The sequence below is a fragment of the Acinetobacter sp. ANC 4779 genome, assembly GCF_004331055.1.
GTDB lineage: Bacteria > Pseudomonadota > Gammaproteobacteria > Pseudomonadales > Moraxellaceae > Acinetobacter.
Genome location: NZ_SJNU01000005.1, coordinates 67917 through 83633, shown reverse-complemented (window position 1 = coordinate 83633; position 15717 = coordinate 67917). Strand labels below are relative to the sequence as shown.

Genomic DNA, 15717 nt, shown 5'->3' with positions numbered 1-15717 from the left:
ATTGCCATGAATACAGTACGCCAACAAAATTTTCTATTACGCAAAGAGAAAATTTTAGCCATGGCGGAAACGCTGTTGCTGGATAACAATCAGGATATTACCCTTGGAGAATTGGCCTCTGAACTGGATATTGCCAAAGGCACTATTTATAAGCATTTTACAAGCAAGAATCAGCTGTATTTAGAACTGATTATTTTAAATGAAAAAAGACTGTTGGAAATTTCAAAGAAATATAAAAATAATATTAAAACCTATGTTTCGCAGTACATGCTTTACAACATGTTAAATTCTAACAGGACTATTTTATTACATGTGATTGAAGACCGATTAACCAACAATGAAAGAAAATTAAAAGAATTATTTGAAGAATTATATCAGGTACGTGAAGAGCGGATTATTGAAATCAAGGACATGACCGACCAATATTTAAAATCTTTAGATAGCGCCATGTCGATTCGGGATTATTTATCTTATATCTGGACGGTAACTTATGGTGCATCATTACTCCTCAATTCAACCCATTATCAAAAGTCCATTGGTTCACGTGAACGTTTAATCAAGCTGTATATTAATCAGGCGCTGATGACACCTGATAAAATCTCTTCAGTGCATTAATCATCATCCATGATTGAGTTTCTGGTTGCTATTATGGATGAATAATCCCATGAGCTGAACCATCTAATTCATTCATATGACTGAATAATTCATGGCACATCTGACGTAGCCATTGATGGCTGGTTTTATGATGACAGGACATGTGCCAATATTGTTTTACCGCATAGCTTGGAAAGGTAATGGGCGCTTCTAAAATTTGTAAATTGCCGCGCGACAATAACACTTTACTTAAATAATAAGGCACCGTCGCAATCGCATCAGTTTCCTGAACCACCAACCCCACGCCTAAATAACTCGGCAGACGCATCAGGATATTACGTTTTAATTCTAAATTTAATAACTCGTTTTCAATATGGTAGTGCCCCATTCCCGCATCAATATCAATATGCGATTCACTGATATATTGTTCAGTCGTTAAACTGTTTCCACTCAGCCTTGGATGATCCTTAGAAGCAATCACCACATAATATTGTTCAAATAATTTTTGCTGATAAAAACCATTTTCCAGATTCGGTAAAAAACCAATCGCCAAATCAATTTCACCATTGGCCATTTGATAACTGGTTTCAGAGGTAATCGCACGGACATTTAAACGAATGTTGGACGCATGTTGTTTTAAATACTGGGATATTTTAGGCAATAACACCAAATGCGACACATCGGTCATGGCAATGGTAAATTTTTGCTGCGAGGTGGACTGGTCAAAATTAATGGTGAAATTATTAATAATCTCGACTTTACTGAGTGCCTCACTGACCAATGGGAAAAGCTGTTTAGACAGTTCAGTCGGCACCATTTCATTGCCGATTCTTAAAAAAAGCGGATCATTATAATGTTGACGAATCTTATTTAGGATATTACTGACCGTCGGTTGGCTCATCGACAGATTTTCTGCTGCAACCGAAACACTTTTATATTTATAGATATAAAGAAAAACACTGAGTAATTTACAGTCAAGCTCAAACACGAATCGAAATCCCTAATCTTCTATTGTATAAAACTGCTCTATCATCTGCTTTTTTTGACATATTTCCAATGTTGATTTATACCGAATATGGCCTGGAATTGTAATTAAATTAATGCCGATCATATCCGGATGAATAACAATAAAATATTTTTTTATTTTATGAATCAAGCTTTAAACTGTATATCTTTTCATCTCAAGCTTCGGTAAGATCAGTTTCAATAGGTGATTAAAACAATAGAAATATCACTTAAAACAAAAATGACATTCAAGAATAAATCACAGGAACAAGATCCTCTATGGAAAACCAGATATTTGATTATATAGTCATTGGTGGCGGCAGTGCCGGCTGTGTACTGGCTGGACGGTTATCAGAAAATCCAGAAATTTCAGTGTGTTTATTAGAAGCTGGTAGTCATGGCAATACCTGGACGGTAAATACCCCCGCCGCAGCCGTGATCAGCATACCGAGCAAAATCAACAATTGGGCTTTTGAAACCGTGCCGCAAAAAGGTCTTAATGGGCGTAAAGGTTATCAACCGCGCGGGAAATGTTTAGGTGGATCTTCTGCCATTAACGCAATGATTTATGTGCGCGGTCATCAAAAAGACTATGACCAATGGGCGGAACTGGGTAATCACGGTTGGAGCTATCAGGAGGTTCTGCCCTACTTCATTCGTTCGGAAAACAATCACGATATTGAAAATGAATATCATGGCAATACCGGACCTTTATCGGTATCGAATTTGCGCACCGATAGTCCATGGCATGAACGTTATATTACCGCAGCCAAAGAACAAGGTTATAAAATTCTGGATGACTTTAACGGCGCGGAACAGGAAGGTTTAGGGGTATATCAAGTCACGCATATTAACGGTGAGCGCTGTAGTGCGGCGCGTGCCTATTTATTTCCGCATCTGCAACGTTCCAACCTGACCATTTTCACCCATGCATCGACACAGCGTATTTTAATTGAAAATCAGGTTGCAGTGGGCGTTGAGGTTAAACATGCGGGACAAATTAAACAGCTCCGTGCCAACAAAGAAGTACTGTTAAGCGCAGGGGCAATGCATTCGCCGCAGATTTTAATGCTCTCCGGTATTGGTGATAAAAAAGAGCTGCTTGAGCATGGTCTTGACGTGGCTCAGCATTTACCGGGTGTGGGTAAAAATTTCCACGATCATCCTGACTTTGTTTTTAGTTATACCGTCAGCGATATTGCCGGTACTTTTGGGGTTTCATTGGCCGGTACGGTTGACCTGATCAAACAAATTTCGCGCTACCGTAAAGAACGCCGTGGCATGCTCAGCACCAACTTTGCCGAATGTGGCGGCTTTTTAAAAAGCACCCCGGAAAAGGATATTCCGAATTTACAGCTGCACTTTGTGGTGGCCTTGGTTGATAACCATGCGCGCACTTTTCATGCCAGTCACGGTATTTCCTGTCATGTGTGCCTGTTAAATCCGAAAAGTCGTGGCAGCATTCAAATCAGTGGTCCAAGCATTGATGATCCTTTATTGATTGACCCGAATTTCTTGGATCATGAAGATGATATTGAAGACATGGTCGATGCCTATAAAATAACGCAACAACTGATGCATTCACCGGTATTGAAAATGCTGCATAAAAAAGACCTGTTTTGTGCTTCGGTCAAAACCGATGATGAAATTCGGCACATTTTGCGTCAACGTGCCGATACCGTGTATCACCCTGTCGGCAGTTGTAAAATGGGCGTTGATGATATGGCCGTGGTTGATCCGCAGCTTTGTGTCTATGGCATTAAAAATTTACGCGTGGTCGATGCTTCCATTATGCCAAATGTGGTCAATGGCAATACCAATGCCCCAACCATCATGATTGCTGAAAAAGCGGTGGATATGATACGCAGCAAGCAGTTGCATGCTTAATTCAAACAGCAAGCTCGGCTGATTCTTAATTCACTTATAGCGACTTGAGGATATATTTGAACCTGTTATGTAGTATTTTAAAAATATTCAAAGGCATAACAATTGAGAATCACGGAATCATACTGAAAAATTCAAGTTACTCTCTTTTCAAGTTACTCTCTTATTACTGGCAAAGGATATGCAGGATGTTGAATCACCAAATGGATCAAAATACAGATCAAAATATCTCGTTCGAATTACAACAATTATTCCAGAAGCAAAAGCAGGCATTCACCGAAAACAGTTATCCGAGTCTAGAACAGCGTAGGCAGCAGCTTAAAAGTTTGCAGCAAATGATTCTGCAAAATAAGACCGAGATTAATGTGGCTATTAATCATGATTTTTCCAATCGCAGCCATTCTGAAACCGAAATGTTCGAGGTCATGACCAGTGTATTCGGCATCAAATACGCATTAAAAAATCTCAAGAAATGGATGCGTCCCAGCAAACGTCATATCGGCATTCTTTTTCAGCCTGCGACAGGTTATGTCTTGTATCAACCGGTCGGTGTAGTAGGCATCGTGGTCCCGTGGAATTATCCGCTATTTCTCGCCATTGGCCCACTTTGTCAGGCTCTTGCTGCAGGTAATCGGGTGATGTTGAAAATGAGTGAATCTACTCCTGAGTTTTCTGCACTGTTTAAACAACTCATTACCCAAGCCTTTCCGGAAGATTTGGTCTGTGTAGTGAATGGCGATGCAGAAGTTGCGCAGCAATTTACCCAATTGCCTTTTAATCATATTTTATTTACCGGTGCCAGTGAGGTCGGTAAACATGTGATGCGTGCAGCAGCCAACAACCTCACGCCTGTGACCTTGGAACTTGGAGGAAAGTCTCCCGCGCTGGTTTTAGCCGATGCCAATATACGCGAGAGCGCACGGCGGATTGCTTTTGGTAAAGCCATGAATGCTGGACAAACCTGTGTTGCACCCGATTATGTGCTGATCCCTGCACAATTACAGACCCAATTTATTGAAGAATACTCCAACGCAATTCAGGAATTTTTTCCAAAATTAGTCGATAATCCTGATTACACCGCAATTATTAATGAACGTCAGCTCAATCGTTTGAATCGCTATCTTGAAGATGCAGCTGCAAAAAATGCCACCATTAAAATCATTACCGATGCTTCTTCAGGACGACGTTTGGCGCATTATGTTTTAAGCAACGTCACAGATGATATGCAGGTGATGCAAAATGAAATTTTTGGTCCCTTGTTGCCGATTGTGACTTACCAGCAGCTTGATGAAGCAATTGACTATATTAATCAAAGACCTCGCCCTCTGGCTTTATATTATTTTGGTTATAACAAGCACGATCAGCAAAAAGTTCTGATGCAAACTCATAGTGGCGGTGTTTGCCTCAATGAAACCCTGATGCATGTCGGTCAGGAAGATCTGCCTTTTGGTGGTGCGGGTACATCCGGTATGGGTAACTATCATGGCCATGAAGGTTTTGTCACCTTTAGTCATGCAAAAGCCGTGTTTGACCGGCCGAAATTTAGCTTGATGCGTTTGTTCTATCCGCCTTATGGCACATTTATTCAAAAACTGATTTTAAAGCTGTTTATCCGTTAATTTTTTGCCTCGGATATCTCTAATAAAAAGGCTGAAGATCAACTTCAGCCTTTTTAGGTATTAGGAGAATCATTCTTGCTGGATTAATCGGCAGAAATATCTTCAAATAAAACCGAAGATAAATAACGTTCACCGGCATCCGGTAAAATCACCACAATGGTTTTGCCGGCATTTTCAGGACGTTCTGCCAGTTGAGCTGCTGCTGCCATTGCCGCACCACTTGAAATCCCGACCAAAATACCTTCATGAGTTGCGGTTTTACGCGCCCACTCAATCGCGGCTGAACTGTCAATTGCAATGACTTCATCCACCAAGTTTAAATCCAGATTTTTTGGAATAAAGTTTGCGCCAATACCCTGTATTTTATGCGGTCCCGGAGTCAGCGCTTCACCACGTTTGGCTTGTCCAATAATTGGCGATTCAGCCGGTTCAACTGCGACTGAATAAAGCGCTTGATTTTTCACTTGCTCAAAATAGCGTGAAATACCGGAAATGGTACCGCCTGTGCCTACGCCTGAAACTAAAATATCAACCTTACCGCCAGTAGCTTCCCAAATTTCAGGACCGGTGGTCTGTTCATGAATTTTAGGGTTGGCCGGGTTTTCAAATTGCTGCGGTAAATAATACAGTTCCGGTTGTTCAGTGGCCAAACGTACGGCTTCATCCACTGCACCTTTCATGCCTTTAGCCGGCTCAGTCAGGATCAGATTTGCACCAAATGCTTTTAACACTTTACGACGTTCAACACTCATACTTGCAGGCATGGTCAAGGTAATGTCATAACCTTTTGCCGCAGCTACGAATGCTAGTGCAATCCCGGTATTACCACTGGTCGGCTCTACAATATGCATGCCGGGTTTAAGCAAACCTTTTTCTTCGGCATCTGCAATTAAAGCGGCACCAACACGACATTTCACGGAAAATGCAGGATTACGGCTTTCAACTTTACCCAGTACCGTGGCGGGTGCAGAAATTGAACGATTAATGCGAATTAATGGGGTGTTGCCAATTGATTCAGCATTATTACTATAAACCGCAATGCCTAGATTATTTGGTGTTGGAAATGCAGAATCTGTACTCATTTTAACTCCTTGAGCGATCTTTTGATTTTAATGCCATTTATTTATCATAAGCCATTTAGACGATGAAGATAAGTTTTTCTATTTCAATTTTTTCTTTTTAGTCCTAAAAAATAAAGACTTTTCCAGATTATATCGCCGTGGTTTCTCTTAAATCGTTACAACTTAAATGACTTATTTGTCATCAATAGGATTTGTATTTATCCTTGTTATTGCACACAATATCCCTCAAATGAAAACTGATTTTAGGGAAGCAAATGTCTAATAAGGGTTATAGCCGATTCTATCGACAATTTACACAGAAAATCCTCGATAAAATCGTGACTCCTCAAGTCTTAGGCAATACTGAAGAATTAGAAAAAAATATAGAAGATCAGCTTGATAAAAAATTGATTTGTTATGTCTTACAAGATGCTTCACTCAGCAATACGGTATTAATCGATACTGAAGCGAAAGCACGTAAACTGCCTTCAGTTTTTGCGCCATTAACGATTCAGCAGTTTAAAGAAGATGACTCGATTCTGGCTTTAAATGTGCCGAGTTCGAAAAATGAGGCTTATCATTATTCAGCCAAACTGATTCGCCTGATTGAAGTTTTAGACAATTACCCAGAATACGATATTGAACTGGTGCCGGTAACCGTTTTATGGGGTCGTTCACCTGAATATGAGGGTTCTTGGTTTAAAGCCTTATTTTTCGATGCTTGGTCCACCCCATCCAAATTAAAACAAGCCTTGAATATTTCATTATATAGTCGTGAAAACTACATTGAATTTCATAAGCCAATTTCTCTTAAATCAGCGATTGAAAAAGCCAAAATTGAGCATCCTAACTTTTCTCCTGCCCATTCGATTGTTAAAGAACTCAATACTAATTTTAATAAACACAAAGAAGCCATTTTAGGGCCCGATTTATCCGACCGTCGCAATTTGATTAATAAGTTAATGAAAACCGAAACGGTTCAGGATGCCATTCGCAAAGAAAGTATTGATGATAAAATTAGTATGTTTGAAGCGGAAAATCGTGCCAAAGGTTATTTAACCGAAGTGGTTTCGGATTTTTCCTATTCAACTTTACGTTTTGCGGAACTTGCCCTGACCAAATTATGGACGCAACTTTATGACGGGATTGAAGTGCATAATTTCGATACGGTACGGGAGTTGGCCAAGGATTATGAAATTGTCTATACCCCATGCCATCGCAGTCATATCGATTATTTGCTGCTATCTTATGTGATTTTTAACCGTGGACTCATGGTTCCGCATATTGCTGCAGGAATAAATTTAAACCTGCCGATTGTGGGTCAAATCATGCGTGGTGGCGGTGCCTATTTTATTCGCCGTACCTTTAGTGACAATGAACTTTATACTTCAGTTTTTAAAGAGTATTTACACAGTCTTTTATCACGTAACACACCTTTGGAATACTTTATTGAAGGTGGACGTTCGCGCACAGGATTATTGTTGCCACCTAAAAAAGGCATGCTTTCGATGACGGTTCAAAGTCACTTACGCGGCGCGACCAAACCGATTGCTTTTATTCCGACCTATTTTGGTTATGAAAAGCTGATGGAAGGCACCTCGTACTTAAATGAACTCAATGGTAAACCCAAGGAAGCCGAATCGATCTGGGGCATTTTAAGTTCAGCGCGTAAAATTGAAAAAGTTTTTGGACAGGTTCATGTTAATTTCGGCGAACCTATTTTTCTCGATAAAATATTAACTGCGAATCAGGCAGATCAAATCAAATTAAATATTGATGATGAATTACCGCAACCCGTAGTTCAGACTGTCAATCAAGTCGCCAGTTCAATCTTAGAAAATATTAATAAAGCTGTTGTAGTGAATCCGATTTCATTGATTTCATTGATTTTACTTAATGTTGAAAATCATGCTTTAACTGAAAATGCTTTAATATCGCAGATTGATCAATATCGTCAGTTATTAAATAAAACAAAATATGATCAAAGAATGATGATGACGGAATTATCCAGTGCTGAAATTATTCAATATGCTCAAAAATTAAAACAGGTTGAAACTTTTAATCAAAATAATGAAAACTGGATTCGTGTTGCTGAAAGCCAAAAAATTCTGTTAAGTTATTTTAGTAACAATATTCTGCATTGTTTTATTATGCCGGCATTAATTGCCAAGCTAATTCAATCTTATAAAAAGATTTCAAGTCATTATTTAATCGATACCGTTAAAAATATGTATCCCTATTTTAAAGAAGAGTTTTTCTTAAAATGGAATCTGGAAGAATTAGAAAGTGAAATTGTATTAATTTTAAATAGTTTAGAACAATTGGGCTGGATTATTAAACAAGATAATACAGTCTCGATTGCATTAGATGAACAGATGCAAAATAAGTTGTTATCATTGGCACATCTGTCTGATTCTAGCCTAAATAATATGATGATGATTTCAGGATTGCTCAAGCAGTACGCTCCTACTCAATCGCTGACCATGAAAGCGTTAGAGAAAATGGGTAAAGCAGTATTGCAAAAACTTTTCCAGACTCAAAAAATTCAATCTGGCTATTATTTTGACAGTGCAACCTTAAAAAGTTTTATTTCTATACTGAAACAAAACAGTTTATTAAAAATTCAAGATGACTATTTTGTTATTAGTGATGATTTTGAAGATAAAATGTCAGCTATTTTTAACTGGTATAATCTTGATACTCGTCAAGCCATTATCCAAGCACTTCATTTTAATGAAAAAGAATTAAAACAATTTAAACAAGCGATAAAAAAATAAGATTAATTTATTTTTTACAATAAAATAAGGCATGGAGTTTAAACTCCATGCCTTATTTATTTATATATTTTATTCATATAAGAATATTTGATATTTAGCTTCATTAAAAACCATTGAAAATATAACTTTTTACTAATGTATTCAATTATACAACCCTTATACTGCATATATTACTGATGAGTAGTATGGAAATGCTGTATGAACACCGATCTTGAAATTGCGTCTATGCATGATTCTGTCGATATTGTTGTCACAATATTAAAATCACTTGCCAATACAGATCGCCTTGTTATTTTATGTCATCTGGCTAAACAGGAACTTAATGTTTCGCAAATTGAAGAAAAGACTCAAATTAATCAACCCACCCTATCTCAACAGCTGATGATGTTACGCAAAAGTGATGTGGTTTCCACCCGTCGTGAGGGTAAACAGATTTTCTATTCCATTAAAGATGAAAAACTGGTTCAAGTTTTAAATACGCTCTATCAACTCTACTGCCCTAAAATTTTAATTTAATTCTATAAATATCATTAAATTAAAGAGATAAATCCATCATGCTAAGACTTCTTAGCATTTTTTATGCATAATATATCTAAAATAGTGATTTAGCTTTAGATATGTCAGATTTAAATTCTCGCTTAACAAGATTATTGCCTGCTTGGCAGTGGCTGCACAAATATAACCAAGCTAAATTTAAATCAGATCTTCTTTCTGCACTGATTGTCATTGCAATGCTGGTTCCGCAAGGTATGGCTTATGCCATGCTTGCAGGCTTACCGCCGATTATGGGCTTGTATGCCAGCATTCTGCCGATGATCATTTACGCCATGGTCGGTGGCAGCCCTACGCTATCGATCGGTCCGGTGGCGATTATTTCGATGATGACTTTTGCCACTTTAAATCCCTTATTTGAAGTCGGCTCTCCGGTTTATATACAAGCTGCCTGTCTGCTTGCAGTAATGGTCGGAGTGATTTCATTATTGCTCGGAATATTTAGATTTGGCTTTCTGATTCAATTGATTAGTCATCCAGTGATTAAAAGTTTCATTATTGCTTCCGCTTTGCTGATTGCTTTAGGTCAATTTAAATTTCTGGTTGATGTCCCTTTAAAAGCCAATAATATCCCTGAATTCCTGTTCAGCTTTTGGCAATACATTCGCTATAGCAATATTCAAACCTTCATTTTTGGCATGTTTGCCTTACTCTTTCTCATCTATCTGCCTAAAGTTTTAGGTTCCAATGCCGTCAAGAGCCGCATCGGTTCTACAGCTTTTATCTCTAAAGCCTTGCCATTGGTACTGGTGGTGGTTTCAATTGCTGCCGTTTATTTTCTGAATTTACAAGAAATCGGGATTAAAACCGTCGGAGACGTTCCTTCAGGATTCCCGCCGATCACGATGCCGTTCTGGAATATGGATTTGGTCATCACGCTATTACCGGGTGCTGCGATGATCGCCATGATTAGTTTTGTCGAGTCTTTATCCATCGCTCAAGCGACTGCTTTACAACAGCGTAGTAATCTAAATAGCAACCAGGAACTGATTGCCTTAGGTTTAGCCAATTTAAGTGCCGGTCTGAGCTCTGCCTTTCCTGTCACCGGCAGTCTGTCTCGAACTGTGGTTAATGCGGACTCGGGTGCTAAAACGCCAATGGCGGGGGTATTTTCCTCGCTGCTGATTGTTGTGGTCAGTCTTTATTTCACCGGTTTTTTTCGTGATTTACCTTTGGCTATTTTGGCAGCCACCATTATTGTCTCTATCTGGAAGCTGGTCGATTTCAAACCTTTTATTGAAACTTGGCGTTATTCAAAAGCAGATGGTATTGCCATGTGGATTACCTTTTTTGGCGTGATCTGCATCGATATTTCTACCGGTTTAATCATCGGTATAGTCTCCACCTTTATGCTTTTATTATGGCGGATTAGTCGCCCCCATATTGCGGTGATTGGCTTGGTTGAAGGTACGCAGCATTTTAGAAATGTACAACGTCATCCGGTAATGACCTGTTCAAAAGTCATTTCCATCCGTATTGATGAAAACCTGACTTTTCTAAATGCCAATACTTTAAAAGGTTTTTTAATTAATACAGTGAGTCAAAATAAAAATTTAGAACATGTGGTGATCAATTGTTCGAGTATTAGCACAATTGACCTGAGTGCATTAGAGATGCTCGAAGATATCAATGCTGACTTTATAAAAATCAATATCAAATTGCATTTTTCTGAAATCAAGGGTCCAGTGATGGACAAATTACAGCATTCAAAACTGTTAAAGCATTTAAGTGGTCAGATTTTTCTCTCTCACTTTCAAGCCATGCAAGAACTTTCCCCTGAAGTTTTTCTAAATGAATAAGATCAATACCCCACTATAAATCTAACTGGTGTATCCATAACCATTGACTGGATTAAATTGGGTTAATGGTGATGAATACATGAAGAAATGCTTGAAGATTTCAGCCCCATAATGACGCTTTGCATCATTTGGATGATAAATATATTTCAAGTTTTGGCCTCAGAAAAATATTTAAAAATAGAAATATCAACTTTAAAAATAAGTATTTAGTTTTTATATAAAAATTATTTTTTAGCAGCCACTATTTTAGGTATAAAATGGCGAGCATATTTGTGAATTTTTTTAGTCCTCGTATTTGTAACAAGGCACCCTTATGTTCTCTGCTTTAATGCGTTTGAGTTTAGTCTCCCGAATTATTATCGCCATTATTTTAGGTATTGGTGTTGCTGTCTTGTTCCCCAATGTGGCTCCCTACTTAAGCCTGTTGGGTGACTTGTTTATTAAAGCGCTTAAATCTGTTGCTCCTATATTGGTTTTTGTCTTGGTTTTATCGTCCATTGCTAATTTTAAAGTTGGACATGGCGCTAAAATCAAACCCATTATCGTGATGTATGCTGTGGGTATGTTCTTGGCTGCGTTAAGTGCAGTGATTGCGAGTATCATTTTTCCGAGTACCCTATTTCTGGATATTCCCGCAGAAACCAACTTGCAACCCCCCGGCAGCTTGATTGAAATTTTAAAGAATCTGCTGTTAAGTTTTGTGGCAAACCCTGTTGTTGCAATCAGTGAAGCGAACTTTATTGGCATTTTGGCTTGGGCCGTTGCTTTGGGTACCGCATTCCGTCATGCCAGTGACAGCACCAAAGTATTGCTTACCGACGCTGCAAATGCGGTAAACACCGTGATTCGTCTAGTGATTAATTTTGCACCGATAGGTATTTTTGGTCTGGTGGCGGTAACCGTTGCAGAAGCCGGATTAAGTACTTTTGAAAGTTATGCACAATTATTAGCCGTGCTGATTGGCACAATGTTCTTTGTGGCCTTGGTGGTGAATCCGGTTATGGTTGCCTTTGTTACCCGTGCAAATCCGTATCCGCTGGTGTTTAAATGTCTACGTGAAAGCGGCATTACCGCCTTCTTCACCCGCAGCTCTGCAGCAAATATTCCAGTGAATCTGGATTTAGCCAGACGTTTAGGCGTGAATGAATCTACGGCAAATGTGGCCATTCCCCTTGGTGCGACCATTAATATGGCCGGTGCTTCAGTCACTATTACAGTGCTGAGTCTGGCTGCTGTGAATACTTTAGGGATTCCGGTTGATTTCACTACTATGCTGGTTTTATCGGTTCTTGCCACTGTTTCAGCCTGTGGTGCTTCAGGTGTTGCTGGCGGTTCTCTGCTGCTTATTCCAGTGGCGTGCGGTTTATTTGGTATTAGTTCAGATATTGCGATGCAAGTCGTTGCCATTGGTATGGTTATCAGTGTATTGCAAGATTCAACTGAAACAGCATTAAATTCTTCTACAGATGTGTTATTTACTGCTGCTGTAGACCGTGGTTTAGATTAAGATAGTCATTATTAAGAATTTTTTTATGACGTTATGCCTCTTCAAACTTTACCACTTTGGGTTCAATTAGGTGCTTTTCTTCTTGCCGTAAATGCAGGAATGATTAACGTCCTCGGACTGGTGACCGTCTTGCATCAGTCCGTTTCGCATATGACCGGCAATGTCAGCATGTTGGCCATGGCTTTACTGCACTGGCAACCTGAACAGATCGTCTACTTGGGCCTGGTGGTCCTATGTTATGTGATCGGGTCATGTTATAGCGGATTGATACTGGGAAATAGCCACTTTAGCTTAGGGCGCCGTTATGGTTTGCCTTTAAGTCTGGTGGCTTTGTTCATTTTACTGTGCTGGTTTCTATTGCCCTATTTCCCACGCTATGCCTTGCTTTGGGCATGTGTGGCGATGGGCGTACAAAATGCCATGTTCAGTCATTATAAAGGCACAATTATTCGCACCACCCATTTATCTGGTGTTTTAACCGATTTAGGTTTAGCGTTAGGTTATCGCTTACGTGGTTTAGAGATAGATCGCAGACGGATTATTCTGCATTTAGCCATTTTTTTTGGATTTTTCCTGGGTGGTTTAGTTGCCAGCATGATTTATCCTTATTTAAAATTAAATTCATTCCTTGTCCCTGCGCTGTTGAGCTGGACGCTTAGCATCGTATATTGGATTATTTATTTTCGTTATCGACGTATTCAAGAGTAGTTTCGGAATTTATTATGGTCAAAAATGCATTACAGGCTCAATTGCTAAAAGCCGGTTTAGTCGATAATAAAAAGGCTAAAAAACTGTCTAAACAGGCGGTTCATGAACAACGTACTGGACAAAGCAACGAAGCCGAATTGAAAGCGAAAATTGCGCAAGATAAGCAAGAAAAACTCGCTAAAGATCAAGCTTTGGATTTAGAGAAAAAACGTCTGTTGCAGGGTAAAGAATTAAAAGCTGCCATTGTTCAAATGATCAATCAGCACAAAATTCACGACATCGATGGCGACGTGTCTTATCAGTTTATTGACGAGAGTAGAATCAAAAAGATTTATCTCAATCAGCAAATTTATAATGCGCTGGTTTCAGGTTCATTGGTGATTGCCAAAGAAAGCGAATCTTATGCAGTTTTACCTAAAGCCTTGGCAGATCGCATTAATGACAAAATGGAAGGTTTTATTATTGTGAATAATTCTGAGAATAATGAACAAATCACCGATGAAGAAGATCCATATGCAGCGTATGTGATCCCTGATGATTTGATGTGGTAAGTCCGCTTATCTACATTAAAAATAGCGATGCCAATATGTTTATTGGCATCGCTGCTAAAATTAAAAATAAACTTAAAAAATTGTTAAAGATACTCGCAGTCTGATCTCGACATTATACAAGGTCGTTAATTCAGTTTGAGTTCATGTAGCTAAAACGTTACCGTCTACAATGATAAAAGCATAACTCTATAAACTATAAAGAATTTTTAAATCTCTATCTTGAGGGTATACTTTTGCAGCATTTTGCTTTTATCCAAAATATTCAGGATTGGTCAGATCAATATCCATGGTTAGAGATGCTGACCTCCTTAAGTATCTTAATTTTACTGGCAGTTCTGGCAAACTTTATTGCCAAGCAAGTGGTGGTTCGGGGTATTCGCAAGCTCGTTTCAAAGATGAAATGGGCTAATTCGAGTATTTTTGCTGAGCATAGCGTTATCAGCCGTATTTCAAATATTGTGCCTGCAATCGTCATTATGAACGGCATCGTGACAATTCCGCACATTTCAGGAAAATTGGTCACCTTGGTTCAGATGGGTGCACAAGCCTTTATTTTTCTGACTCTGGCATTGGCCATCAGTGAATTTTTAAGTATCTTCAACCTGATTTATCAGCGTAATCCAAAATCAAGAAATAAGCCGATTAAGGGTTATTTACAACTGGTTAAAATGATTATCTTTATTGTCTGTGGCTTGATGATTTTAGGCACATTTCTGAAAAAAGATGTCTTTACCTTGCTGGCAGGCTTTGGTGCCATGGCTGCGGTGCTGATGTTGGTGTTCCAAAATACCATTCTGTCTTTAGTGGCTTCAGTGCAGATTTCATCTTATGACATGGTGCGTATTGGTGACTGGATTGAAATGCCGACCCTGAATGCAGATGGTGATGTCATTGATATGTCATTACATACCATTACCGTACAGAACTTTGATAAGACTTTTACCACCATTCCGACCAATAAACTGGTGACGGATACCTTTAAAAACTGGCGTGGTATGGCTTCTGCCGGTGTACGACGCATCAAACGCTCAATCTACATTGATCAGAGTAGCGTGCATTTTATGAATGAAGCTGAACAGCAAAAACTCAAAGAGTTTTTATTGCTCGATCAATACTTAAATACCAAACATAATGAACTGGCAAGCTTTAATCAGCAATTATCCAATCAGGCTTCATATAATCAGCGTCGTTTGACCAACTTAGGGACATTTCGTGCCTATGTGGAATTTTACTTAAACCAGCATCCCGGTATCGCGCAAAATCAATCTTTAATTATTCGCCAATTACAACCGACCAGTGAAGGTTTGCCACTAGAAGTTTATGCTTTTACCAACACCACGGTATGGAAGGATTATGAGGCAATACAGTCGGATATCTTTGATCATCTGATTGCAATTATCCCGGAATTTGGTTTGAAAGTTTATCAAGCTCCTTCTGGCGCTGATTTTAAGCAATTTTCAGCTATTACAGCGGCGAGAGCACAACCCAATCATTCATCGGTTTAAGCTTTAAAATAAAGCGGGGTTGTCGTAATTGAAAACAACGCTTTATTTAAGAAAATCAGTTATGAATTATATTTTTATAAGCGTTAAGCAGATGTAATTACTTTAAATGACGAACTGATTATGATTTAAAAAACCCCTCAAAAGAGGGGTTTTTA

At 38.8% G+C, this 15717-nt stretch carries 12 protein-coding genes; 10 read left to right on the top strand and 2 right to left on the bottom strand.

The genetic code is table 11. The features are described 5' to 3' along the window. The first annotated feature begins 6 nt into the window (after window positions 1-6). Window positions 7-615 carry a TetR/AcrR family transcriptional regulator gene (locus E0H80_RS07580; protein ID WP_067867238.1) on the top strand — a complete coding sequence of 203 codons (609 nt, stop codon included), beginning with the start codon at window positions 7-9 and terminating at the stop codon, window positions 613-615. Between the two features lie 31 nt (window positions 616-646). Here the strand turns inward: E0H80_RS07580 and E0H80_RS07575 are convergent, their stop codons facing one another. Further along, entirely contained in the window at window positions 647-1582 is a 936-nt protein-coding gene (locus E0H80_RS07575) for a LysR substrate-binding domain-containing protein (protein ID WP_067867240.1), read from the bottom strand. A 296-nt stretch (window positions 1583-1878) separates the two neighbouring features. On the opposite strand from E0H80_RS07575, the gene E0H80_RS07570 reads away from it, so the two are divergent. Both E0H80_RS07570 and E0H80_RS07565 read left to right on the top strand, forming a co-directional pair. Then, entirely contained in the window at window positions 1879-3486 is a 1608-nt protein-coding gene (locus tag E0H80_RS07570; RefSeq protein WP_131364610.1) for a GMC family oxidoreductase, read from the top strand. A 185-nt stretch (window positions 3487-3671) separates the two neighbouring features. Then, window positions 3672-5102, top strand: a complete 1431-nt coding sequence (locus E0H80_RS07565; RefSeq protein ID WP_228259964.1) for a coniferyl aldehyde dehydrogenase — start codon at window positions 3672-3674, stop codon at window positions 5100-5102. An 83-nt stretch (window positions 5103-5185) separates the two neighbouring features. Here the strand turns inward: E0H80_RS07565 and cysK are convergent, their stop codons facing one another. Beyond that, on the bottom strand, window positions 5186-6184 hold the full coding sequence (gene cysK / locus E0H80_RS07560) for a cysteine synthase A (RefSeq protein WP_131364608.1): 999 nt from the start codon (window positions 6182-6184) through the stop codon (window positions 5186-5188). A gap of 254 nt (window positions 6185-6438) precedes the next feature. Between cysK and plsB the strand changes: the two genes are divergently transcribed. The 7 genes from plsB (at window position 6439) to E0H80_RS07525 (ending at window position 15562) form a co-directional block, all read left to right on the top strand. Beyond that, window positions 6439-8940 carry a glycerol-3-phosphate 1-O-acyltransferase PlsB gene (gene plsB, locus E0H80_RS07555; RefSeq protein ID WP_131364606.1) on the top strand — a complete coding sequence of 834 codons (2502 nt, stop codon included), beginning with the start codon at window positions 6439-6441 and terminating at the stop codon, window positions 8938-8940. A 198-nt stretch (window positions 8941-9138) separates the two neighbouring features. Then, on the top strand, window positions 9139-9456 hold the full coding sequence (locus E0H80_RS07550) for an ArsR/SmtB family transcription factor (RefSeq protein ID WP_067867249.1): 318 nt from the start codon (window positions 9139-9141) through the stop codon (window positions 9454-9456). A gap of 101 nt (window positions 9457-9557) precedes the next feature. Next, window positions 9558-11291 carry a SulP family inorganic anion transporter gene (locus E0H80_RS07545; protein WP_067867251.1) on the top strand — a complete coding sequence of 578 codons (1734 nt, stop codon included), beginning with the start codon at window positions 9558-9560 and terminating at the stop codon, window positions 11289-11291. A gap of 313 nt (window positions 11292-11604) precedes the next feature. Continuing rightward, window positions 11605-12798 (top strand): serine/threonine transporter SstT, encoded by a 1194-nt coding sequence (sstT, locus tag E0H80_RS07540; RefSeq protein ID WP_067867253.1) that lies wholly within the window; start codon window positions 11605-11607, stop codon window positions 12796-12798. Between the two features lie 33 nt (window positions 12799-12831). Next, window positions 12832-13506 (top strand): YoaK family protein, encoded by a 675-nt coding sequence (locus tag E0H80_RS07535; protein ID WP_131364604.1) that lies wholly within the window; start codon window positions 12832-12834, stop codon window positions 13504-13506. A gap of 14 nt (window positions 13507-13520) precedes the next feature. Continuing rightward, the gene (locus E0H80_RS07530) at window positions 13521-14057 is read left to right on the top strand and encodes a DUF2058 domain-containing protein (RefSeq protein ID WP_131364603.1); all 537 of its coding nucleotides are present in this window, start codon (window positions 13521-13523) and stop codon (window positions 14055-14057) included. Between the two features lie 233 nt (window positions 14058-14290). Beyond that, complete coding sequence (locus E0H80_RS07525) at window positions 14291-15562, top strand: mechanosensitive ion channel family protein (RefSeq protein WP_131364601.1); 1272 nt, start codon at window positions 14291-14293, stop codon at window positions 15560-15562. Window positions 15563-15717 lie beyond the last annotated feature (155 nt).

Coding starts and splice junctions, on each gene's coding strand:
- E0H80_RS07530 (WP_131364603.1), top strand. CDS start 13,521: ATGGTCAAAAATGCATTACAGGCTCAATTGCTAAAAGCCGGTTTAGTC.
- cysK (WP_131364608.1), bottom strand. CDS start 6,184: ATGAGTACAGATTCTGCATTTCCAACACCAAATAATCTAGGCATTGCG.
- E0H80_RS07550 (WP_067867249.1), top strand. CDS start 9,139: ATGAACACCGATCTTGAAATTGCGTCTATGCATGATTCTGTCGATATT.
- E0H80_RS07535 (WP_131364604.1), top strand. CDS start 12,832: ATGCCTCTTCAAACTTTACCACTTTGGGTTCAATTAGGTGCTTTTCTT.
- sstT (WP_067867253.1), top strand. CDS start 11,605: ATGTTCTCTGCTTTAATGCGTTTGAGTTTAGTCTCCCGAATTATTATC.
- E0H80_RS07570 (WP_131364610.1), top strand. CDS start 1,879: ATGGAAAACCAGATATTTGATTATATAGTCATTGGTGGCGGCAGTGCC.
- E0H80_RS07580 (WP_067867238.1), top strand. CDS start 7: ATGAATACAGTACGCCAACAAAATTTTCTATTACGCAAAGAGAAAATT.
- E0H80_RS07565 (WP_228259964.1), top strand. CDS start 3,672: ATGTTGAATCACCAAATGGATCAAAATACAGATCAAAATATCTCGTTC.
- E0H80_RS07545 (WP_067867251.1), top strand. CDS start 9,558: ATGTCAGATTTAAATTCTCGCTTAACAAGATTATTGCCTGCTTGGCAG.
- plsB (WP_131364606.1), top strand. CDS start 6,439: ATGTCTAATAAGGGTTATAGCCGATTCTATCGACAATTTACACAGAAA.